25 protein-coding genes and 1 pseudogene are annotated in these 23,274 nt (G+C 34.6%); 16 read left to right on the forward strand and 10 right to left on the reverse strand.

Annotated elements, in window-relative coordinates; genetic code table 11:
- Nucleotides 1-169: 169 nt before the first annotated feature.
- From qoxD to qoxA, 4 genes are all read right to left on the reverse strand, one after another.
- A complete protein-coding gene (gene qoxD, locus ACI6MV_RS12340) occupies nucleotides 170-451 on the reverse strand; it encodes a cytochrome aa3 quinol oxidase subunit IV (RefSeq protein ID WP_407270610.1) in 282 nt (93 codons plus the stop codon).
- A gap of 1 nt (nucleotide 452) precedes the next feature.
- Nucleotides 453-1,049, reverse strand: a complete 597-nt coding sequence (qoxC, locus tag ACI6MV_RS12345) for a cytochrome aa3 quinol oxidase subunit III (RefSeq protein WP_407270611.1) — start codon at nucleotides 1,047-1,049, stop codon at nucleotides 453-455.
- A complete protein-coding gene (qoxB, locus tag ACI6MV_RS12350; RefSeq protein WP_407270612.1) occupies nucleotides 1,046-2,995 on the reverse strand; it encodes a cytochrome aa3 quinol oxidase subunit I in 1,950 nt (649 codons plus the stop codon). Before qoxB ends, qoxC begins: the two co-directional genes overlap by 4 nt.
- Before the next feature lie 70 nt (nucleotides 2,996-3,065).
- Nucleotides 3,066-3,968 carry a cytochrome aa3 quinol oxidase subunit II gene (gene qoxA / locus ACI6MV_RS12355; protein WP_407270613.1) on the reverse strand — a complete coding sequence of 301 codons (903 nt, stop codon included), beginning with the start codon at nucleotides 3,966-3,968 and terminating at the stop codon, nucleotides 3,066-3,068.
- A gap of 514 nt (nucleotides 3,969-4,482) precedes the next feature.
- Here qoxA and resA point away from each other — a divergent pair.
- Together resA and ACI6MV_RS12365 are read left to right on the forward strand one after the other, a co-directional pair.
- Entirely contained in the window at nucleotides 4,483-4,968 is a 486-nt protein-coding gene (gene resA, locus ACI6MV_RS12360; protein ID WP_407270695.1) for a thiol-disulfide oxidoreductase ResA, read from the forward strand.
- A gap of 20 nt (nucleotides 4,969-4,988) precedes the next feature.
- The gene (locus ACI6MV_RS12365) at nucleotides 4,989-5,696 is read left to right on the forward strand and encodes a cytochrome c biogenesis CcdA family protein (protein WP_407270614.1); all 708 of its coding nucleotides are present in this window, start codon (nucleotides 4,989-4,991) and stop codon (nucleotides 5,694-5,696) included.
- 90 nt (nucleotides 5,697-5,786) lie between these two features.
- Here the strand turns inward: ACI6MV_RS12365 and ACI6MV_RS12370 are convergent, their stop codons facing one another.
- Nucleotides 5,787-7,196, reverse strand: a complete 1,410-nt coding sequence (locus ACI6MV_RS12370) for a Na+/H+ antiporter NhaC family protein (protein WP_407270615.1) — start codon at nucleotides 7,194-7,196, stop codon at nucleotides 5,787-5,789.
- Between the two features lie 236 nt (nucleotides 7,197-7,432).
- Between ACI6MV_RS12370 and ACI6MV_RS12375 the strand changes: the two genes are divergently transcribed.
- Entirely contained in the window at nucleotides 7,433-7,732 is a 300-nt protein-coding gene (locus ACI6MV_RS12375) for a hypothetical protein (RefSeq protein WP_407270616.1), read from the forward strand.
- 55 nt (nucleotides 7,733-7,787) lie between these two features.
- Nucleotides 7,788-8,761, forward strand: a pseudogene (locus tag ACI6MV_RS12380) (arsenic resistance protein).
- An 81-nt stretch (nucleotides 8,762-8,842) separates the two neighbouring features.
- Here ACI6MV_RS12380 and ACI6MV_RS12385 read toward each other — a convergent pair.
- On the reverse strand, nucleotides 8,843-9,481 hold the full coding sequence (locus ACI6MV_RS12385) for a hypothetical protein (protein WP_407270617.1): 639 nt from the start codon (nucleotides 9,479-9,481) through the stop codon (nucleotides 8,843-8,845).
- Entirely contained in the window at nucleotides 9,478-10,158 is a 681-nt protein-coding gene (locus ACI6MV_RS12390) for a hypothetical protein (protein WP_407270618.1), read from the reverse strand. The genes ACI6MV_RS12385 and ACI6MV_RS12390 overlap by 4 nt, the downstream gene beginning before the upstream one ends.
- Nucleotides 10,159-10,770: 612 nt before the next feature.
- Between ACI6MV_RS12390 and ACI6MV_RS12395 the strand changes: the two genes are divergently transcribed.
- The 10 genes from ACI6MV_RS12395 to ACI6MV_RS12440 all read left to right on the forward strand — a co-directional run bounded on the left by ACI6MV_RS12395 (nucleotide 10,771) and on the right by ACI6MV_RS12440 (nucleotide 18,564).
- Nucleotides 10,771-11,499, forward strand: coding sequence for an urease accessory protein UreH domain-containing protein (locus ACI6MV_RS12395; protein WP_407270619.1), 729 nt, complete (start codon nucleotides 10,771-10,773; stop codon nucleotides 11,497-11,499).
- 78 nt (nucleotides 11,500-11,577) lie between these two features.
- Nucleotides 11,578-12,288 (forward strand): cytochrome c biogenesis protein CcdA, encoded by a 711-nt coding sequence (locus ACI6MV_RS12400; RefSeq protein WP_407270620.1) that lies wholly within the window; start codon nucleotides 11,578-11,580, stop codon nucleotides 12,286-12,288.
- 55 nt (nucleotides 12,289-12,343) lie between these two features.
- Entirely contained in the window at nucleotides 12,344-12,835 is a 492-nt protein-coding gene (locus ACI6MV_RS12405; RefSeq protein WP_407270621.1) for a PCYCGC motif-containing (lipo)protein, read from the forward strand.
- Between the two features lie 15 nt (nucleotides 12,836-12,850).
- Nucleotides 12,851-13,501, forward strand: coding sequence for a c-type cytochrome (locus tag ACI6MV_RS12410; protein ID WP_407270622.1), 651 nt, complete (start codon nucleotides 12,851-12,853; stop codon nucleotides 13,499-13,501).
- A gap of 194 nt (nucleotides 13,502-13,695) precedes the next feature.
- A complete protein-coding gene (locus tag ACI6MV_RS12415; RefSeq protein ID WP_407270623.1) occupies nucleotides 13,696-14,397 on the forward strand; it encodes a response regulator transcription factor in 702 nt (233 codons plus the stop codon).
- Between the two features lies 1 nt (nucleotide 14,398).
- Entirely contained in the window at nucleotides 14,399-15,775 is a 1,377-nt protein-coding gene (locus ACI6MV_RS12420) for an ATP-binding protein (RefSeq protein ID WP_407270624.1), read from the forward strand.
- Nucleotides 15,776-16,017: 242 nt separating this feature from the next.
- Nucleotides 16,018-16,287, forward strand: coding sequence for an SHOCT domain-containing protein (locus ACI6MV_RS12425; RefSeq protein ID WP_407270625.1), 270 nt, complete (start codon nucleotides 16,018-16,020; stop codon nucleotides 16,285-16,287).
- Between the two features lie 87 nt (nucleotides 16,288-16,374).
- On the forward strand, nucleotides 16,375-16,635 hold the full coding sequence (locus tag ACI6MV_RS12430; RefSeq protein ID WP_407270626.1) for a hypothetical protein: 261 nt from the start codon (nucleotides 16,375-16,377) through the stop codon (nucleotides 16,633-16,635).
- 74 nt (nucleotides 16,636-16,709) lie between these two features.
- Nucleotides 16,710-17,312, forward strand: coding sequence for a class I SAM-dependent methyltransferase (locus tag ACI6MV_RS12435; protein ID WP_407270627.1), 603 nt, complete (start codon nucleotides 16,710-16,712; stop codon nucleotides 17,310-17,312).
- Nucleotides 17,313-17,628: 316 nt separating this feature from the next.
- Nucleotides 17,629-18,564 (forward strand): cytochrome c oxidase assembly protein, encoded by a 936-nt coding sequence (locus tag ACI6MV_RS12440; RefSeq protein WP_407270628.1) that lies wholly within the window; start codon nucleotides 17,629-17,631, stop codon nucleotides 18,562-18,564.
- Between the two features lie 226 nt (nucleotides 18,565-18,790).
- Here ACI6MV_RS12440 and ACI6MV_RS12445 read toward each other — a convergent pair whose 3' ends face one another.
- On the reverse strand, nucleotides 18,791-19,312 hold the full coding sequence (locus ACI6MV_RS12445) for a hypothetical protein (RefSeq protein ID WP_407270629.1): 522 nt from the start codon (nucleotides 19,310-19,312) through the stop codon (nucleotides 18,791-18,793).
- Nucleotides 19,313-19,714: 402 nt separating this feature from the next.
- Between ACI6MV_RS12445 and ACI6MV_RS12450 the strand changes: the two genes are divergently transcribed.
- A complete protein-coding gene (locus ACI6MV_RS12450; protein WP_407270630.1) occupies nucleotides 19,715-20,374 on the forward strand; it encodes a peroxiredoxin in 660 nt (219 codons plus the stop codon).
- A gap of 15 nt (nucleotides 20,375-20,389) precedes the next feature.
- Nucleotides 20,390-20,587, forward strand: a complete 198-nt coding sequence (locus ACI6MV_RS12455) for a hypothetical protein (protein ID WP_407270631.1) — start codon at nucleotides 20,390-20,392, stop codon at nucleotides 20,585-20,587.
- A 144-nt stretch (nucleotides 20,588-20,731) separates the two neighbouring features.
- On the opposite strand, the gene ACI6MV_RS12460 is transcribed toward ACI6MV_RS12455, so the two are convergent.
- Together ACI6MV_RS12460 and ACI6MV_RS12465 are read right to left on the reverse strand one after the other, a co-directional pair.
- Nucleotides 20,732-22,432: a pyruvate oxidase gene (locus ACI6MV_RS12460; protein ID WP_407270632.1), complete on the reverse strand. Its 1,701-nt coding sequence runs from the start codon at nucleotides 22,430-22,432 to the stop codon at nucleotides 20,732-20,734.
- 363 nt (nucleotides 22,433-22,795) lie between these two features.
- Complete coding sequence (locus tag ACI6MV_RS12465) at nucleotides 22,796-23,107, reverse strand: four-helix bundle copper-binding protein (RefSeq protein ID WP_407270633.1); 312 nt, start codon at nucleotides 23,105-23,107, stop codon at nucleotides 22,796-22,798.
- Nucleotides 23,108-23,274 lie beyond the last annotated feature (167 nt).

Genomic DNA, 23,274 nt, shown 5'->3' on the forward strand with positions numbered 1-23,274 from the left:
TGGAACCTTATGACAACCATGCTAACACAGGGGGTGTATATACAAGTGTAAAGTATTCACTTAAGTTACCTCAGCCCAAATTCATTAGAATTTGGGCTGAGGTAAATTTATTTAATATTTAAAAAAGTTAGTGATGCATGTCCAACACTATACACACACTACATATATACTAGTAAACCCAAATTAATGTTAGTAAGGATCCGAAGATAATTACTAGTGCTATGAAAACCCCGTATAATGCATTCGTATAGATTGATTTTTTATCACTAGATTCACCAGCATGCATAAATACGACTAGCTGAAGTCCTGCTTGAGTGAACGCTGTGACGAGTAAAATAGTTATACCTATTTCAAATGACATGTCTAGGAAATAAACCGAAAGTGCAACCATGGTAAGAAGTAAAGAAAAAACATAGCCAGTTACTTGCTTAGCTGGAAATAATTCTCTCATACTACATCATTCCTTTCAGATAGACAAAACTGAAGATAAAGATCCAAATTACGTCTAGGAAATGCCAGTAAAGTGAAAATATAAAAGATTTATTAGCTGTTTCAGGAGTCAAACCATCCTTTTTAAGTTGTATGATGATAAACGCCCCCCAGAACAAACCAAAAGCAACGTGTGCACCATGTGTCCCTAAAAGAATAAATAGAGCAGCTGAGAATCCACTTGTTTGAAGAGTAAGACCTTCATGTACGTATTGCGTAAATTCATAGATTTCTACTCCTAGAAAGCCGAGTCCAAGAACTAGTGTGATAAGAAAGAAGTTAATCGTTGCTTTCTTTCTTCCTAGCCTCATTGCATGAATTGCTAATCCAATGGTAAAACTACTGGTTAAAAGTAATAGTGTTTGAGTGATCAGTGTATCAATTACAAATACTTCACTATCTGACGGACCAGTGCCAGTACCATTAAGCAATAAGAAATAGGTTGCAAACAGTGTGGCAAAGAGCGCGATTTCAGCTCCTAAGAAAATCCAAAAGCCTAGTATATTAAGATTGTTTTGTTCCGTACTATATTCAAGAGGTTGTGAATGATCTATTTTCATTTCTTAGCACCCCCTAATTTTTTTTCTGTCTTCTTGATCTCCTCAACGGATATGTGTCGTCCGTGATCTTTCTCAAAGGATCGATGAGCCATGCAAGCAAAAATTCCGACTGCTGCAATAATCGCAACAATCCACATGCTGAAAACAAAAGCAAATCCTAATAGGAAGAAGAAACAACACATGATAAATGGCACACCACTGTTATTTGGCATATGAATTTCTTTGTATTTACCTTTAAATAATTGATGTCCGTTTTTCTTAGAATCCCAGAAAGCTTGTGATGAATTAACTTCTGGTATAATCGCAAAGTTATATTCTGGGACAGGACTATGCGTAGCCCATTCTAGTGAACGTGCATCCCATGGATCTGAACCGATATCTCTTGTTGCATAACGAGTGCTGTAGTAGATGTTGTATACGATTAATATGAAACCTACTGCTAACATTAATGCTCCGATAAAGGAAAGCATATTCCAAATACCAAAGCCAGTTTCTTCAGAGTACGTGTACATCCGTCGTGCTTGACCATCTAAACCAGAGATGAACATCGGGAAGAATGCAAGACAAACGCCAATTGCGATAAACCAGAATGACGATTTTCCAAGTTTTTCGTTCAACATAAATCCAAACATTTTCGGCCACCAGTAAAAGAGACCAGCAATCATAGCGAATACAACGCCAGGAATGATTACTAAGTGGAAGTGTGCTACCAAGAACATCGTATTAGTATATTGATAGTCAGCACTTGCCATTGCAAGCATAACCCCTGTCACCCCACCAACGGTGAAAATAGGAATGAAACCTATAGAATAAAGCATTGGAGTGGTCATTGAGATTTTACCTTTCCACAGCGTGAGTAACCAGTTGAATATCTTCACCCCTGTTGGGACTGCAATTGCCATTGTTGCTATCGAATAGATACTGTTTACTAGTGCTCCCTGTCCCATTGTATAGAAATGGTGAACCCATACTAGAAATGAGAGCACAGAAATAGATACAATAGAGACCACCATTGATTTATAGCCATATAGGTTACGTCGTGCAAATGTTGGAATAATTTCACTATAAATACCAAATGCCGGTAAAATCAGTATATACACTTCAGGGTGCCCCCAAATCCAAAAAAAGTTCACCCAAAGCATATCCATTCCGCCATTAGTTGTTGCAAAAAAATGTGTTCCGAACAGGCGATCCATTGTTCCCATTGCAAGTGCTACTGTTAACACAGGGAACGCAAACACGATAATCATGTTGGTAATTAACGCTGACCATGTGAACATTGGCATTTTCATTAATTTCATGCCAGGTGCTCTCATTTTAAGTATGGTAACGACAAAGTTAATACCGGTAATTAAGGAACCAAGACCAGCTATTTGTATCGCTAACATATAGTAATTCGTTCCCACTGATGGACTGAACTCATTCGCTGCAAGAGGAAAATAAGAAGACCATCCTGAATCAGGAGAACCACCAATAACGAACGAGATGTTAAATAACATCGCCCCCATAAAATATAACCAGAAACTTAGAGCATTTAAACGTGGAAATGCCACATCTCTTGCTCCAATTTGTAATGGGACAACGAAGTTCATTAAGGCCATAATAAATGCCATCGCCATAAAGATAATCATTACGACGCCATGGGTTGAAAAAACCTCGTTATATTCTTGAGCATTTAATAGGGTGTTTTCTGGGACGGCGGTTTGAGCACGCATCATAAGTGCATCAACACCACCACGGAATAGCATTAATAATGCAGAAAGTAAATACATAATACCAATCCGTTTATGGTCAACTGTTGTTAGCCACTCACTCCATAAATATCCCCATTTTTTAAAATAGGTTAAGCCTACAAGTACCGCCATAATAGTAAGAGTTATGGCAACCATCGATGCGTAAATCGTAATTGTAGGATTTGGTACGGCAAATCTGTCAAAGAAATCCATTCTCTTGACTCCTTTCGGAATAAATTGCTTATATGAAACTATCGTTATAAAACTCGAAAACAATTAATAACTATTGTTCTGTTTTTGGCAATGGACTCATTTGCTCCATTTTTTCTTCAGATTGCTCTTCAGACATGTTATCCCCGTGATGTCCAGTTGGAGGTGGTGAAAACCCTAAATGTGTACCAGTGAAGGTTAACTGTCCAAGGTGTCCAGGTTTTAGCAACTCATCAAATTTTTCTTCTGTAAGAGGTTCAGCCGTTGCTTTAATTTCTTCGACCCATGTTTCGTATTCATCTTGGGAAAGCGAATTTACATTAAACGTTTGTTTAGCGAAACCTTCACCAGTGAACATTGCATTTCGACCCATAAATTCTCCAGGGTAAGTAGCCACCAAATTTAACGTATTAACCATAGCTTCCATCCCGTACTTCTGCCCTGCAAGCTGTGGGATCCAGAAACTAGACATTGGTCCATAGGCATAAATTTTGAACTGAATTGGTCGGTTTGTTGGAATAAACAAATAGTTAACTGTTTCGATATTTTCCTCTGGATAACTAAAATGCCACTTCCAGTTGGAAGATGCAGCATAAATAACTAATGGTTCCTGATTCTCGTATCCTTGAGGTACAGCTTCTACTTCATATGTACTCTTAACAGTTACTACCGAAAGGAAAATGACAATTAAAATCGGAATCCCTACACAAATTGTTTCAACAATCTTACTCCCTTCAATGTGTGGGGGATCATAATCTTTACTTTGTTTTGACGCACGGTATTTTGTAAGCATTACTATTAAAAGTACGAAAACTACGACGACGACAAACAACATTGTCCAAATAGATATCATAATGACATCGGAAATAGTTTTTGCTTGAGGTCCTTTAGGGTCCAAGACAGTTAATGGTTCACAACCACTTAACAACCCAATAATACCGATCAAAAAAATTATAAATATGAATTTTAATTTCATAGGTAGGCCCCTTTCCAATTTTTAATAGTGTGATTTTTGTCACAGATTCCTAATGCGATTTATGATACTAGCAAATATTATCAACAACAAGATAATTCATGTTTTGTCACAAAATTTTCATTTATTAGTGACGAATTTGTGAGGAAAAGGTGCAATATTGGAAAAGTTATTGAAAAAAAGACGGTTTAACTGTATGTTAGATACTGTTTAATATTTGGTTTTCCTTAATTGTGAAATTTATAGCATTGGTTCTTATATTTCCGGGTTGGCTTACACTTTGGATGGCAGTACTGAGCGATACAGGGGCTGCTATCATCGTATTATTAAATGCCCTACGACTTTTAAAGGTTAAAGGGTGATTAGTAAAGCTGTTCAGTTGGAGATTGAACAGCTTTATCCTTTATCACATTTAAATACATAGTGTACCCTTCAGTAATAATTCAAGAGGTGAATATAGTTGAGTAAAGAAAGAATAAGAAAAAGAAGAATAAGAAAATACTTTAGAGCATTTTTAATGTTATTAATGCTAGCCGCCGTGGGATACGCAATTTATTCAAGCCAAATTAAGGACAACTCTCCAGTATTGGTTGGTGACTATGCTCCTAATTTCTCTTTGGAAACACTTCAAGGTGAACGTGTTCAATTAAAGGATTATCGAGGAAAAGGAGTATTTTTAAATTTCTGGGGTACGTGGTGTAAACCGTGCGAAACAGAAATGCCTTATATGGAAAATGCATATAAAGTTTTTAAACAACAGGGTGTTGAAATTTTGGCAGTTAATATAGAGGAATCTGATTTAGTAGTCCAAAGTTTTGTAGATAGGTTTGAATTAACATTTCCAATACTCATGGATAGAAAAGGTGCAGTAACAGAACAGTATGGAATTGGCCCTATTCCTGCCACTTATTTAATAGACAAGAATGGAAAAGTACTAAAAATAATTACGGGTAGTATGAATCAACAAAGTGCAATAGAATATATGGATTTAATTAAACCATAGTTTCGAAAGGGTGCAATCTTATGCAAGATTTAAATGTTTTCTTTGCTTTCGGTGCAGGGTTATTGTCATTTCTATCACCGTGTACATTGCCGATATATCCTGCTTTTTTGTCTTACATAACAGGAATGTCAGTTGAAGATTTAAAAAATAAGAAAGGTATGCAGAAAGTAGCCATTTTACACTCTGTTTTCTTTTTAGTCGGCTTTTCTATTATATTTTTAGTTTTAGGATTATCGGGTTCTTTCATTGGTTCATTTTTTATTGAAAATAAAGAACTTCTAAGGCAAATAGGAGCAATTTTAATCTTGTTTTTTGGACTTGTAATTACAGGTTTATTAAAATTTGACTTTTTACTGGTGGATAAGAAGATAAGGTTTAAAAGAAAACCATCTGGTTATTTTGGAACTACAATTATTGGAATGGGATTTGCGGCTGGTTGGACGCCGTGTACAGGTCCCATTTTGGCGGCTGTAATTGCATTGGGAATGACAAACCCAAGTGAAGGACTTTTTTATATGTTGTGGTACGTTTTAGGGTTTTCAGTCCCTTTTCTCTTACTAAGCTTTTTTATAGGGAAAATCAAATGGATTAACAAATATAGTCAACGTATTATGAAAATAGGTGGCTATATAATGATTGTAATGGGAATTGTACTATACTTTGACTGGATGACGAAAATTATATCATTTTTAACAAACTACCTTTTCGGTGGATTTACTGGTTTTTAAGCATTAGTTTAACAAATGATTCCAATTAAAACTAAAAAGCATATCGTGAAAAGATTATATTTATCAAAACTCGATATGCTTATTTTATAATTAAAAAATAAATGAAGAAGCTACATATAAAGCAACAGAAAGAATAAACGGTATTAGTGTATGTTTTATTTTATATTTGGAATAGGCCATTATCTCCAGATCCATTATTTTTGATATAGTTACCGTTGTGCCACTTAACGGTGAAGTGAGTCCTCCAAGTGTACCGCAAGCAAAAATTATTCCAATCATTAAGGCTAAGGATATATCAGAACTCTCTGCAAGTGATACACCAATTGGCATTAGTAAACCCCATGATCCCCATGAAGAACCAATAAAGTATGCTAAAACTGAGCCTAAAACAAAGGTAATTGGTGGAATCCATAGACTAGGTATAGTTCCCAAGGTGCTTGTAATAAACTGTGATAAACCAAGATCTTTTGTTGCTAAAGATAATCCCCATACCAGTGCAAAAAGAAAGAAAGCTGGCATTAATTTATTACCGCCTTCAAAAAATGCTTTAACTAACTTTTTCAGTGGGTATTTTTCAATTAGAAACTGAATAAACGTAATGAATAAAGTAATGATAATCGCTATTAACATATACCTAGACACGTCTGCGGCAATAAAGGCTTTAAGAATATCTGAGGTTTTCTGATATCCGTCCCACCAAGATAAGAATATGGAAAGCCCAAGAGCTGATGCTAAGGGAATAAATAAGTTGATTGGCTTGGGTTCTTTCTGTGTTTCAGAGTTTTTTTGTGTGTCCGTGTTTTTTGGTAACTTTTCTAGGTTTACTTTCGATTCGTTAATGTCTTTATTTCCATTAAACAGTTTGGGATGTCCAAAAATACTGTATATAACGGCTAATGCAATAACACTTAAAGATAAAAAGTTAAAGGGAATACTTTTCAAAAAATAGGAGTATGGACTATTTTCAGAACCACCCAAAGACATCTCAATGGTAGATGTCATATATCCAATAAATGCAGTGGCAATAGGTATTAAAGCAATTACGGGTAATGAACTAGCTTCAATGACAAAGCAAACTCTTTCCTTCGTAATGTTTAGTTTTTCTTGCAATTCCTTCATAATAGGTGCAATGGTAACAATACGTAAATTAGGGGAAATAAATGTTCCTAGTAAAGTGATCCAAATCAAAAATATTGCCTGCTTTTTTGTTTTAATTTTTTTAGATGTTATTTCAATAAACCCTTTGATTCCACCGGTCATACTAATCATATTTACAATGCCAGTGAATATATACAAAAATCCAATTACCTGTAATTTGGGTTCTTTGGCAAGGCTGCCAATTAGGTACGATGTCATCTTTTCAATTCCACCAAGAAGTGAAGGTTCCACAATGTAGGAAGCTACTAAGAGACCAAGTGTTAGTCCCGGCAAAACTTGTTTTGTCCAAATTGCAATAGGTATAATGATTAAAAAAGGTATGATTGATTCCCAGTTGTCCATTATTAGATTCCTTTCTTGCTTATTTTAGCGAGAGTATTGAGGTCTTATTAGTTTTATCTAAAATGTTACTAATTATCCTGAAAATGCTGTTCTATCGTTTAATAAAGTGATATAAAAATGAGGAAGATTATAATGATACAGGCCTTCTTCATAATCCAATTCACTTATATCCCACCTATTTCTCTTTTTATGGTAAACTAATTCAAAAAAGAGGAGACCCAATCTTTGGTCTTGAATTGAAGTACACTATTCGAAATGGTGATGTTGCCATTAAAATTAGATCAATTGATGGTAAGAAAAATAAGATTATATTCAAAGACAACACGTTTCTTGATGTACATAACATATTATGGGCTAGAGGATTCGAATCTGATAATTCTTGGTCAGATATATTAGGCGTATTGGACGAGAAAGGGAAGCCTGTTCATAATAGAGGTATTACAAATATAGAAGGTTTATATTTTTTAGGTTTACCTTGGAATATAGACGAGGTTCTGCACTCTTACAAGGTGTCGGGTATGACGCAGAATATTTAGTGAAGCATATTTAGAAGAATAAGTAGGTAGTTCAAGAATAAGTAAGGTGATAACTTTGGGTTTGTTTGAGAAATTATATACGGTTTTAATTATCTCATCCGTTTTGATTGGATTAATCATTGGACAAGTAGATGGAATTGAAATATTCGCTGATAAGATTATCCTCCCGTTATTAATTATCATGCCATATTTAACCTTTTTACAAATACCAGTGAAAGATATTAAACGTTCTTTTTCAAATCGAAAATTCACATTGATAAGTTTAGGCATGAATTTTATTCTTACACCATTATTGGCATGGATGCTTGCAGCAACATTTTTAGCAGATAATCCAGCATTATGGCTTGGTTTTATCATGCTGATGGTTACACCATGTACGGATAGGTATATTATCTTTACTGGTTTTGCAAAAAGAAATGTTGCATTATCAACAAGTGTACTACCGCTAAATTTAATTTTACAATTATTATTGTTACCATTATACCTTTACTTGTTTTCAGGCACTTTAGGTGTCGTTGATTTTTCCGTTGTTGTGGAGAGTGTCTTATTTGTATTGATACTTCCTTTCACTGCAGCTCATATAACAAGATCTTATCTTTTAAAGAAGAAATCAAGGGAAGAGAAACTACTAGAAAAAATTAGTTCATTACCAGACCAGTTGTATTCTTATGCATGGCTATCGTAGCAATGTTTGCTTCACAAGGAAAATTATTAATAAATAACTAGGATTTATTACTACAATTACTGGTACCAATACTTGGGTTCTTTATCATTAATTTTATAATTGGGAGGATTATAGGCCGATTATTTAAGTTTGATATGGCTAACACAGCAAGTTTAAACTTAACGAAATTGGCGAGAAATTCTCCAATTGCATTGGCTATTGCTATGACAGCTTTTCCGCATGAACCACTAATTGCATTAGTACTAATTATTGGGCCATTAATTGAATTACCATTGTTATCTTTAATAACGTATTTGATTTTAAAGTTAAATAGAAAACGAACGAAAAGTAAGGCCAGATTCTAAAAAAACTATGAATGTAATGATGACTCAAAGTAATAACAAGTCACCCCATAGCTTGGTAAGGGGTGACTTGTTAAATATTATTTAAAAAGGTAAATCATCAACATACATATCTTTAGGTGTATCGACTCCATTTATTCTTTTAATGAAAAAATCCAAACCCATATTGTATTTTGATGATTTTTTAATTGTCCTTAATAAATCTGATATTAGAGGTTTAATTTCGTTATCAAAAATGATAGTATCAGTGGTTGGGATTTGAAATAATATAAAATCAACTAACAAATATGGTGAACGAAAATATTCGTATGGAAGTAAATCTTTTCTAATTCTGTAACATCCCTCTAGACAATTCCATTCCACCAAAAATTCTATTTGATTATTTTTATCTTTAACCTTAAAGTTATAATTGTTATCGTATGAACATTTATCTTTCCTTATTGAGAAGGGCTCTTGAAGTCTATCTTCCATTGTTTCAACAATGACAGCCTCTACGTCTGGTACAGTGATATTACCTAAGATTTGATAACATGCAAAAAAATCAAGTAAATAAGATATATCAATACACTTTTCCAATTGTTTTTGATCGATTACTTTAGTGTCCAATTCAAAGTAGTTAATAATATCCCCAATCTTAATCGCTGGATTTATTTCATAATAATTTCCATTAGAACTAGATCTGTTGTGTCTATTTTGGGGGTTTAGTAATTCTACTTCTATCATGGAAGTATATAGTTCTCCCTTCGGATTACCTTCTGAAGTGTATTATAAAAATGACTTTGGAAATTCCTCATCTCTTTACAAAATTGTGTGAATGTTTCATAGTCATAAATACTTGATGACTCTTTCAAAAGAAAGTTTGTCAGAGCATAAAAGCCAGTATATCCACACTTTAACTTATTAAAAATAAAACGAATATCTTCTCCAGTTTCATTCCATTCAAAAATGTAAGAATATTCAACGGTACTATTTTTAACGTCAAAACTGTATGAGTGATAAAAACTTTCATAGACGCTGTTATTTAGAATAGAAGTTATATCGACGTTCTTCTTCGTCCTTAGATACACCTCGAAACTACTTCTTTTATTATACTCGTGTGTAATATACTTATTATAGTAACCCAACAATTTTAGAATATTAAAGATGACGTTCGCAACACTTTTTTCATTTATCTTTCCTAGTCTATCCTTAGTAAGAAGCAAATGATAAGAGGGGAGCATGTTTGGCAAATCCCTCGTATCTTTTCTATAAAGCCAATCACCATCTAACCAAAATAAAAATTCTCCACTCTGGACTTCCAGAAGAAGATATTTTAATTCCTCTACCCTTTGCAAAGCGTCTACCCATTCGTTAGTGCTTAATTTTAATTCTTTTGTATTACTTTCTTCATGATTTGTCATAATCATCAACCTCCTTTTAGTATTGGCAGGGTGATTATAATCTGTTTTTGGATGGGATGTTTTAATTACTTCAGCAAGGACCTACAATCTATTTATAAAACAAATAAATGACTGAATCAAATCTATAGAATACATTTTTTATATTGTGGAGCTTCTATAATAAGGTATGTAAATACCTTAATACTGGTTATTGATATAAGCAGCAATCTACCCGTAATTTTTGGTGTGTTTATATAGGTCTCACCTTCCTAGTATTGAACATCCTCATGATGAAAAATTTATACGAATTCGAAAGGCGAACAATAGAAAAATCTTGTACCGCACAAATGAGCGGAAATATGGTTATGGCTAAAACGGTCATTATTACTTGCTGGTTGAAGAGGAACAAATAATAATTATGAAAATAATTTTTTATTATCAATGAAGTTATTCCTGAAATCGAGAGGAGTTGTATCAAATCTATTTTTTATCATTAAATAGTCATCAACAAATCCTCACAGATTCTACACAATTAAATGATAAAATTGTTAAGAAAAAATAGATTCATTGTTATGCAGTTATGTAAAAATACAAACGGTTTTCTGTAAAGTGATTTTTTGTTGGAGGAATCATATGTATCAGGTTTTTAGTGACATAAGTAATTTTCTAAGTGATCCGTTTTTTACTTTAGCTAATCAATGGGAAGGGATTCCACATTTATCAGCTTTTATACTTGGTCTTGTTGGCGCTCTTGCCCCTTGTCAGTTTACGGGGAATATAGGGGCAATAACGATATATGGAAACCGTTCAATGCAACAAAAAATCCCGTGGTTACATATATTTCTATTTATACTGGGAAAGATTGTGGTTTTTTCAGGACTTGGACTTATCGTATGGATTTTAGGCAAGGAATTTCAGGGGAATTTAACATTGGTGATCCCTTTAATTAGGAAAGCAATTGGTCCAATGTTAATTTTAATAGGAATATTCATGGCTGGTTTTCTAAAGATGCGCTGGACTATTAATATTGGCAAAATTCCCGAACTGTACTTGAAAGATAGTAAATTAGGAAGCTTTTTAATGGGGGTTAGTTTCACATTAGCCTTTTGTCCTACCATGTTCATTCTATTTTTTATGACGTTAATGCCTGTTGTTCTATCCACATCTTATGGCCCAATTTTACCATCTATCTTTGGGTTGGGTACATCGATACCTTTACTACTTGCTGTTTTCCTAATTTGGTATTTTGAGTTGGGTGGAACATTAATGAAGAAAGGTAGAAAGTTTGGGATAGTAGTACAACGATTAGCTGGCTGCCTATTGATTATCCTTGGTATTCTTGATACAGTAACGTATTGGTAATTTCAAAAGGGAATTGGAATGAATATTGTAAAAGTTAATTTTAGTTGTGAAAATAATAATAATAATTGAGGGATAAGAATGGAAGATGTAAATTTAATATTGGCCTTTGCCGCCGGATTGTTGTCCTTCATATCACCTTGTTGTCTACCTTTATATCCGGCATTTTTGTCTTATATTACAGGTATGTCTGTTGATGAATTACAAAATGGTAAAGGATTGCTACGAAAACGTGCATTATTGCATACAACCTTTTTTCTGATTGGATTCTCGGTCATTTTTATTGCACTAGGCTTTTCTACATCATTATTGGGGCAGTTTTTTGTCTCTTATGGAGACCTAATACGACAGTTGGGGGCCATATTAATAGTTCTGTTGGGTTTAGTCATATTAGGTGTTTTCAAACCATCTTTTATGATGAAAGAAAAAAGGATGACATTTAAAGATCGACCAAGTGGTTATTTTGGTTCAAGTGTCATTGGCTTTGCTTTTGCCGCAGGATGGACACCGTGTACAGGTCCTATTCTAGCAGGAGTGATTGCTTTAGGTGTTTCGAATCCTGATCAAGCATTGATATATATGATTGCCTATGTACTTGGGTTTTCTATACCATTTTTTTTGATGTCATTTTTCATAGGCAAAATGAAATGGATAAAAAAGAAAAATCGATTAATAATGAAAATTGGTGGAGTTACCATGATCGTAATGGGGGTTTTCTTATTTTTCGACTGGATGACAAAATTAACTTCTTTCCTAGCAAGTAATTTTTTTAATGGCTTTACTGGTTTCTAAATTAAGTTATATTGGAATTATTATAGGTATTTAATAAAAAATGGGAGGAACCATAATGAAAAAGATCTTCTTTTTAGTCATTACAATAGCTTTTATTACCCTTGTAGGGTGCAGTGATAAGGAAAAATCGGAGGAATCTGTTATCAATGGACCGTCAGATGAAACGGTTTCTATGCTTTCAAGCAAGGCAAAGGAAGTTGAAATTGAACTACCATCATTCGTAACGGATCGTCCTTCTCTCGTTCAAGAAAACTATGCTTTAAGCTATGAATATACGGATGTATTACAGTACATGCCCTGTTTTTGTGGATGTGTTAATCAAGGCCACAAAAGTAATTATAATTGTTTTATAAAAGAACACAATGGGAAAAATGTAACATGGGATAAAATGGGGTTGAATTGTGACATTTGCAACTCTATTGCAAGAGAGTCTATTGCTTTATATGAAGAAGGCAACTCATTATACGATATTAGGACTTACATTGATGATAAATTTGGGAGTTATGGTCCGTCAACCAAGACTCCAATGCCAGAAAAAACGATGTAGTAAAGAGGTGCAAATATGTTTAACAAAAAGATCACCACTATTCTTTTTGTTGTAACTTTATTGTTTATATTACTAATTGTGTTCAATGAATTTATCACGGATCCCTTTGTTCATTCTTCCGTAGAACGCGGGGAAGAGATTTACAATCAAAGCTGTATGCAATGTCATGGCGAAAATGGACAGGGCAGGAAAATGAATACTGCCACTACCCTAAACAATCAGGAATTTTTAACGTTAGCATCAGACAAATTGTTGATGGAGGTCATTTCAGAAGGACGCGAGGGGACTAAAATGCCTTCCTTTCATGTTAACTACGGAGAAAATTTAACTGAGGAACAAATAGGAGATGTTGTATCGTATATGAGGTCTTGGCATAAACGAAACGTTGATATGGAAACACCAGAACAAATCACAGGTGATCCAAAACTTGGACGTGAACTATACAAAAGTAACTGTCTTTCTTGTCACGGAAAAGGAGTAGGACCCTCAGTAGTGAATAAAGCGTTTCTCGAACAAGTATCGGATGAATTTTTATGGGATACTATTGCATATGGAAGATCCAACACAGCGATGGGACCATCTTTAAAAGGCACCGGTGGGGTTAGGCAGCTAACTCAAAATGAAATAAGTGCTATTGTTAGTTATTTGAGGAATATGGAAGATTAAAGAGGGGCTGTCCTAGAAATTAGTTTAACTGACTTTTAGGACAGCCCCTTCTCTATTCTACAGGAAGTACAATGAGTTCTTTGTGTATAATTGTGATAGTTTAGAAAAACAAATAGATAATAATAAGAAACCTCACAAATTATACAAATTTTAGAGCTAAAATGATGATTGCAATCAAAAAATGAGGGTTGTATATGAAAAGAAAAATTCTAGTTGTCGATGATGAATGGAACATGAGAAACTTAATTAAGATTTATTTATCTAAGGAGAATTTCCAGGTCGATGAAGCTACGGATGGTAATGAATCTATACAAATGGCTCAACAAACCTTTTATGATTTAATGGTTTTAGACATCATGTTACCAGACATTGATGGATGGGAAGTTTGTTCAACCATTCGTAAGACGAAACAAATACCTATCCTGATGTTAACTGCTCGAAATGATATTAAGGATCGAGTTCATGGTTTGAATCTTGGTGCCGATGATTACCTAATAAAACCATTTGCTCCAGAGGAATTAGTTGCTCGTGTCAATGCCTTGCTTCGCCGGCACAATGTAGAAAAAGAGGAAACCAATGAGACTATAATGTATTTTGGAGATTTATCAATCGATGGTGAAAGTAGAGAAGTCAAAGTTAATGAAACTCCAGTTGAATTAACTCCAAAAGAATTTGATATTCTTTATTCTGTAGCGAGTCAATCCAAAAGGGTATTTACCCGTGAGATATTATTGGATAAGATTTGGCACTCTAATGAATTTCGCGATTTGCGAGCAATTGATACACATGTAAAAAATATCCGAGAAAAACTTCGGAAAGTTGGACTATCCTATAATCCAATCAAAACGGTGTGGGGTGTAGGATATAAATTTAATACAATAGAGGACCAAACATGATATGAATAAAATTGTTCTAAAATTAGGTGGAACCATAATGGTCTTGTTTTTAGTCGTGTTGTTACCTCTAGGTTATGTTGCGAATCAAATTTTTACTAACTTTTATTATAGTCAAGTTCAAGAAGAGGTAGAGGAACTATCTCAAAAGTATGCTCTTACCATTACATCTATGGAAAATGAGAAATTTTTAACTATGTTTAAGACACTGGCTGAGTTGACTAATAAGGAAATTTATATTATAGATGCGGATGGAAAGGTCGTAGCAGAATCCGGCGTACAAATAACGAATTTGTCTAATAAAGATATAGGTCTATTATCAAAAGGGCAACCTGTACAAAAAAAATTTCGTGATGCTAAAGCAGAGGTTAGCTACCTTGGATCAGGTTACCCTATTATCCAATCTGATACATTCAAGGGAGCCTTTTTTGTCTTGGCAACCATAAATGATGTCCAAGAACCTGTGGATAAAATCAGGGATTTGCTAATATTGTCTGTAGTTGGTGCGTTATTCTTAGCACTTGGCTTCACATTCTTACTGTCTAAAAAAATGTCAGATCCCCTCATAGAAATGGAAAAAGCAACTCGGCAAATTGCAAAGGGGAATTTAGACATACGGGTAGACATTCCTTCAGACGATGAGGTAGGATCATTAGGTAAAGCAATTAATGATCTTGCACTAGAAACAAATAGATACAGGTCCAACCGAAGAGAGTTTTTTGCAAATATATCGCACGAATTACGTACGCCTATATCGTACTTACAAGGATATGCTCAAGTGTTAAAACAAGGTCTTTACCAAACAGAAGAAGAAAGGCTTCAATATTTGTCTATTATTGAAGATGAAACCGAGCGGATGGTCAGATTAATCAATGATTTGTTTGATTTATCCAAAATGGAAGAAGGTAAAATCGACCTTCAGATGTCTTCTATCGACCTTATAGAAGTGTTAGAAAGTGCCCTTTTTAAAGTCAAAATAGAATTAGAAAAGAAAGGCTTAACGTTGAGAAGCCAAATTGATGAGCGCGTTCCTTATATTGAGGCTGATGGAATTCGATTAGGACAAATTTTCACGAACTTACTGGGGAATGCAGTTCGATATACAGAAAAAGGATTTGTTAGTGTTAAAGTATGGAATGTAGATAACAAAGTTCATGTAATCATTGAGGACACTGGTATTGGAATTCCTGAAAATGATCTTCCACTTGTTTTTGAACGTTTCCATCGTGTTGAAAAGTCTCGTTCTAGAGAACTTGGGGGAACAGGTTTAGGACTGGCCATAGTAAAGAATTTGGTTGAACTGCAAAATGGGACTATTTCAGTGAATAGCCAAGAGGGGAAAGGAACGAGATTTCTATTAAGTTTCCCTGTAGCTCAGTAAGGAGGCAATATGAAAAAGATAGAATGGTTGATAGTCGCACTTCTGATTGCAATGGGATTAATGTGTCTCACTGTTTCTGGCACAACGATGTGGGGAACTGAATCAATAGAGTCCTATTTAAAAACGTTTCTGCAACTTTGCTTATGGATGGGATTACCAATATTAATCACGGGGATTATATATTTTATAATTCTAAAGAACCGTAAGGACAAATGATGTAAATCAAAAGAGAAAGAGAATGAATGATACAAATTTTAATGGAAGTGAACAAAGTTAAAATGAATGGAGGTGGTAATATGATGTCTATGATGGGCGGAAGTATGATTCTTAACATGATAGTATGGATTATTGTGTTAGGATTCCTAATATACGGAGTAGTCTTATTAATATCAAAATCATTTGATAAAAAAGAAGATTCACCATTAAAAATTCTTAGAGAAAGATTTGCACGTGGGGAAATTGATGATCAAGAATTTGAAGCAAAAAAGGCTGTTTTAAGAGGTAAGGATTAAAAATTTCATTCATCCTCACAAATTCAACAAATTTATTGTCTATACTAAAGTTGTCCTAGTAATAATGAGTAGAAAGGAGACTAAGACATGAAACTTAAAAAAGTACCATTTGCATTATCGTTTGCTTTTGCCGCTCTACTAGTAGTAGGAACAACAGCATTTGCCCAAGAACCAGATAACAATGGAATGGGTAACATGATGAATGGCAATGGAAACGGAATGATGAACATGATGGAAAATGGAAACATGTCCCAAATGATGGAAGCAATGAATTCACCTGAAGGTCAAGAGATGATGAATGCCTGCGGTGACTTTATGGAATCCTATGGTGACAAAGAAGATAAGTAACTAATTTTTATTAATAAGGTCTCCATTTGGGGCCTTATTTTAATCTATATCGATCTTCCAGAGGTGAATGAAAAATGGGAAAATGGTTTCCGTTAATGTACGATATGGCAATGAGACCAATCGAACAAACTAAATTTAAGAAAATACGGAAAACGCTTGTAAGTCAAGCCGTAGGAAGGGTATTAGAAATTGGTTCAGGTACAGGGGTGAACTTTCCTCACTATAAGAATGCAACACAAATAGATGCAATCGAACCGAACCCTTTGATGAAGGAACGAGCACTTAAATGGATAAAAGGATCACGCATCCCCATTCAAACCTATTTGGTCAAGGCGGAAAAACTTCCATTTGCCGATAATACATTTGATTCAGTAGTAGCAACACTTGTTTTTTGTACCATTCCAGAACCGATTAAGGCTCTTCAAGAAATTCAACGGGTTAGTAAACCTAATGCAAAAATTTTACTCTTTGAGCATGTAAGAATAGATCGAGCATTCTTAGGAAAAACACAGGATGTATTAACTCCATTGTGGAAAAAAGCTTGTGATGGGTGCCACTTAAACCGCAACACGTTACAACTATTAAAACAATCAAATTTATCTATTTTAAATGTGGACTCCTATTTTAATGGGATTTTTTTGTCTATTAAGTGTTTAAATGAAAAGCAACATAAATAAGTTTGATTCTAAAAATGGGCTAGATCATTAGCAACTTGTCATATAACTAATAATAGTTTTTGTGTTTCCTCAAAGTTTCTCCATATTTGATAATTATACTATGCTTAATTAGTGTTTAAAGGGGGATGTAGAAATAGGTATAAAACACTTATTGTCTGTTCGGTAATATGGAAAAGATGGGAAACTTACATTTCATCAATCAATCACAGCTTAGGGATAGGATATACATCTTATTTTCCGGTATTGCAAATGAGTACCGGACTTGTGATGACAAATGGTATTTTATTAAGAAATCAATAAACGAGGGGTTACAAATATGAAATCAAAAAAACGATTTGGAATACTGGGTCTAACACTGTTCTTTTTTGCCTTTTTACCGCTTCAAACATATGCTCATGACCCAGAAGTAAGAGGAAATGGAGATGGAAATCTGTTTCAACACTACACTTGGTTTGAGATATTGAATCCACTTTTACTTTTATTATTAATGTTGATATACATAGTTTACCTTTGGACTATGCGAAAAATATCAAATAGAAGTTTAGGAGAGCGTAAATTTAGGAAAAAGTTATCTTTTCTTTTAGGCTTATTAACCATCTATGTTTCTTTAGCCGGTCCAATAGCTATCTTATCTAATAATCTTATATTAAGTGCACATATGCTCCAACAATCGTTTATGTACATCGTCATGCCGCCTCTCATTTTATTAGGTATGCCACGTGAATTTTTTCAATTTTTGGATGAAAGACTTTTTAAACCAAGGTTCTTACGAATTTTAAAATCTCCCTTGCTCAGTCTATTATTATTTAATGCACTTTGGTCTTTTTATCATATACCACCAATCTATGAATTCTTTTTAGAACAATTTATTCTACTAGAGATTTTACATATTGTCTTAAATACATCTGCTTTCTTAATGTGGATTCAAGTATTGGCACCAGAAGATCAAATTAACGAAATGTCCTATCTAAAGAAAATTGGTTATATGTTTGCAAATGGGATGTTGATAACACCGGCCTGCGCCTTAATTATCTTTGCGGGTGATGTGATATACCCTTCTATACTTGAAGCACCACAAGTGTTTACATGGCTTACACCACTAGGCGATCAACAACTAGGAGGAATTATTATGAAGGTCGTCCAAGAGTTTTCTTACGGCGCCGCGATTGCATATGTATTCTTTAAATGGGCAAGGTTAGAAAGGGCGAAGGATGCGCAAATTGATGAACTTCCAAGTAGTGCAGTAGAATGATGCTTTTTAAAGCCTTGGTTGAACTTGAAAGTAAAGGGATACCCTTTTAGTCGGAGGTTGATATGTAGACCATTTAAGGTTTTTACACTCTAAATCTAATTAAATACGGTAGTTAGTCAACTACCGTATTACCCTGCTTCTATGCTTCTATTTTCCTTTTTGGACTCTGTCCCACCTATTTAGTATATATGTTCATTCATAGATAGGATCCCTTATTAAAATCTAGTTAAAAGACTGCGCCTAATTGATTAAATATTATAAATACTAACCCAAATAAAATTACTAGTAGGAACGGATGATTGACAACAGACTCTACGTTTGTTTTGACATGATTTTGAATCATGTGTAGAAGGATTAAAAGAGTTGCAAAAAATATAACAAATATTATCTTAATCATTGCATCATGATATTCTGGCGTTATCATTTCCCCAAGCATGGCTCCCATCAATCCCCCCATAATTCCAGAAAGAAATCCGTCTAATACTGCCATTAAACTAACAGGGATACCGGATAAAAACCCAATTACCATACCAACAATCATTCCTAGAATTGTTGACATAAATAGATTACCCGAAAACATAATCCCAAAAATTACTCCAAGAGTTAAACCGACACTCATACCCATTGTCATGGCAATCATCATACCAGTCATACAAGGGATGCTTTTTCTGTTGTAAACAGTTTTTGTAATGACAATAAATGAAAGTATAAAAATAACCAAAAGGATAAAATATAGTGCTGGTTGCAACTTTATTCCCCCTTTCTGACTTGTCCAGTATATTTCACTATATGAACCGTACAAATGGAAATATTCTTTAAGTCAGAACATATTTTTACAAGTACTTATTGCATTTAATACCAGTTAATGGGTCATTGGTAAAATTAATGCCATTTCTCCCTATAGCGAAAGGTGCCGAATCAGCATTATGCCTATTAGCTTTGCTCGCGAGGGGGAGAACAATTAGTTTAGGAGATTTACATACATGAAGGCTTCTAATATTAAATCCTTTGAATCAATTGGATTGTTCATGTTTTACAATTTGAAAGCATCTGCATGATATGTGGAATTCATTTAAATATTAAACTACACATTTTCTTCAAATTTATAATTTATACTAGCTATGAAGTTAATAATAGGGAGATGATAGTTATGGAAAGTGAAAATGTAACAAATGTAAATAGCCTACCAAGAATTGGAGACGATGCACCGCAATTTGAGGCTAATACAACACATGGAAGTATTAAACTAGAAGATTACACTGGAAATTGGTTAGTACTATTTTCTCATCCAGCAGATTTTACACCAGTTTGTACCACAGAATTTGTGGCATTTCAAAACATATATCCGCAGCTAAGAAAATTAAATACGGAATTACTTGGACTTAGTGTAGATAGTTTGCCAGCCCATATTGCTTGGGTTCGTAATATTCAAGAAAAATCAGGTGTCAAGATTGAGTTCCCTGTAATAGCTGATTTGACTAGAGATGTGGCAATGAAATACGGCATGATTCATCCAAATGAAAGCTCTACGGAAACAAACCGAGCCGTGTTTGTCATTGATGATAAGCAAGTAATTCGTGGTATTATCTATTATCCATTAAATGTAGGTCGAAACATGGATGAAATTTTACGTTTAGTAACAGCTCTACAAACGGCAGATGAACATAAAGTGTCATTACCAGCAGATTGGAATCCAGGAGACAAAGTTGTTGTTCCGCCTCCAGCTACCCAACAATTGGCTGAAGAACGTGTGAATGATGAAGAAGTGGAAGTAACCGACTGGTACTTATCTAAAAAGGCCCTAAAGTAAGGGGTGATCTAAAAGATGCCATGTACTCAAGGAGATTCCATTTCAAATGAAGAAATTGAATTATTCTTAAGCGTCTTAGAACCAAGATCTATGACTGACAGTGAACTATCATTTAAATTGAATTTACCCTTGTTTAAAGTAAGAAGTAAAATCAGAGAACTTAAAAAGCTTGGTTATATAGATGAAAATGATGGGGAATATGTGAAGAAGTGAATGTTAAAAAGGATACCGTCTTGGTATCCTTTTCCTCTTGCTTCGGTGTAAATAATTATGGCTAGCAAATATTCTTTCAGGATATTTCTTATTGTCTCCATTTAATGATGAAAATGTCTTTATTTGTAGGATCTTATCCATCCTCTAAAATGGTGGCTTATGAATGGTTCCTTCTTGAAATAATTCTTTCGCCATATGACGGGCATAGCCTGTTGCTTGTGCAAATGTAACCTTTGCAGGTAGCGGTGCTTCATTTGCATCGACAACAACATCGACAATACACGGCTTCTTTTGAGCAAGCGCCTTTTCAAGTGTTGGTACTATATCATCGGGTTGCTCGATTCTATATCCAACACCTCCACAAATGTCTGCATAGCGAGCAAAATCCGGATTTTGTAAATTAGTACCGAATTCTGCATTTCCCATCACTTCTTGCTCAAATTTAATCATGGCAATCTTATGGTTATTAAAAACGATAACGACAAACGGAAGTTCATATTTTACGGCTGTAACAAAATCATTCATCATCATTTGAAACCCACCATCTCCACAAACGGCAAATACTTGCTTGTCAGGATAAGCAATTCGTCCTGCGATAGCCCCCGGTAACCCGCAACCTAACGTTGCAAGCCAACTTGAAATAACAAATTTTTGATTGGTCATTTTGAAATGACGTGCCATCCACACCGTTACATTACCAACATCTACAGAAAGAATCGCATCATCATCTGCTACTTGTTGAAGAGCCCTAATCACACGTTGTGGTTTAATTGGAACGGAATCATCGATTTCTTCCTCTACTAATCTGTTCCACCAATCTTTCATTTGACCTTGGTATTTTTGAAGGAACCCTCCATCATTGGGAGTTTTTATTAATTCGGTTAACTTGTTTATTGTTAGACCAGAATCACCGGCTAAACCAACATCGACAGGATAACGTTTTCCGATTTGGGAAGGATCTTTGTCAATATGAATTGTTTGTGCTTCATCAGGCAGAAATCCGGTAAACGGAAAAGAAGTGCCAACCATTATTAACGTATCAGCTTCTTCCATGGCAAAAGTTGCAGGTCTAGTTCCAAGTAAACCTAGCCCGCCTAAACAATGAGAATGTTCATCTGGGACTATTCCCTTACCAGGTAAAGTCAGTACAATCGGCGCCTTTAATTTTTCAGAAAATGCAATCAAAGATTCACGTGCACCCCTGGCTCCTTTACCCGCTAAAATAATTGGTTTTTCTGCATTATTTAAAACTTCCTCAGCTTTTTGTATATCCTTTTGTTGTGGAAGGTTATCCGATTGAACAAAGAAAGAGCTTGTTTTTCGGACACCTCGCTCAATTTCAAATTTCGGAATATCGTCAGGGATAATAAGAACAGATACTCCTTTTTTATCATAAGCTGCTCTAATAGCTTGGTTTACAACGGTAGGTAGCTGTTCAGCAGACATCACTGTTTGGCTATAAACGGCCACATCTTTAAAAAGGTTAGCTAGGTCTACTTCCTGGAAGAAATCGGATCCCATTAAATCTGTTTCGACTTGTCCAGCGATGGCTAATACGGGTGCCTTGTCGAGTTTTGCATCATAAAGGCCGTTTAACAAATGGATGGCGCCTGGACCAGCAATACCCATACAAACACCAAGTTTACCTGTTAGTTTTGCATAAGAAGCAGCTGCTAACGCTCCGGCTTCTTCATGTCTTACTTGAACAAAATTAAGTTTATCTTTCTTTTTACGTATGGACTCAATTAAAGTATTGATAGAATCCCCTGGCATCCCATATACGTGATTAACGCCCCAGTCTATTAACAAATCCATCATGGCATCGCCTGCTTTTTTTCTAAACACAAATTTACCTCCTTTAATTATTGATTTAGTGCTAGTATTGCCAATTTATTGCTGAAAAATTATAGGAATTGATTTATTCGTAACTAAAAAGTCTGTAAATCGTTTTTTGAAGAGTTAATCATAAATTATTTCGGCAAATTCTATGATGTAAAAAAAGAAATAGTGGATAAAATTTATGTTCAAGTAGAATTCGTGAAGGTGTTTTAGAGGAGATACAAGAAGTAGTGTGTTTGTTAAGTTAATGCTATCAATGGGTTTGCGTTACAAATAACCCTAATTTCTTTCTCCTTTAGAACAATAACCATAAAAGACCCAAAAAATATGGGTCTTTTATGTTCAAAAAGTTGTTAACTGCTGTTTAGGTTAAGATACTTTTTGGCAAGCATCAGCGCAATCGCGGCAAGCTTTTGCACACTCTTTTGCAACTTCTTTGTCAACTGTATCGCAAAGATCTGCACAGGCGACACAAGTATCAGCGCATGCTTTACTAAGAGCCCCCATAAACTCACTATCACGTGCACAGAATTCGCCGCAAGTATAGCATAAATCCGCACAATCTCTTAAATAACGAATTAACTTCGTGTCTTTCATGTCCAAAGCAACTGCATATGTTTTCTCACATAATCTTGCTGCCTCAAAACATAATTCCATTGCATGACCTTTAACTTGTTCCATTCTAGATTCAGCTCCTATTAATAAAAATGGTTACGATTAATATCATTCAACATTAAAACTGTTTTATACTCTTTAATTTTAAGCTTATTTTAGGTTTATATTTACTTTTGGAAGTAAAGAATTAGTTAATACGCAATGTATAGAAGGAATGAACTAATATGAATCGT

This window comes from Radiobacillus sp. PE A8.2, assembly GCF_045635475.1.
In the GTDB taxonomy this organism is placed as follows: domain Bacteria; phylum Bacillota; class Bacilli; order Bacillales; family Amphibacillaceae; genus JBJGXI01.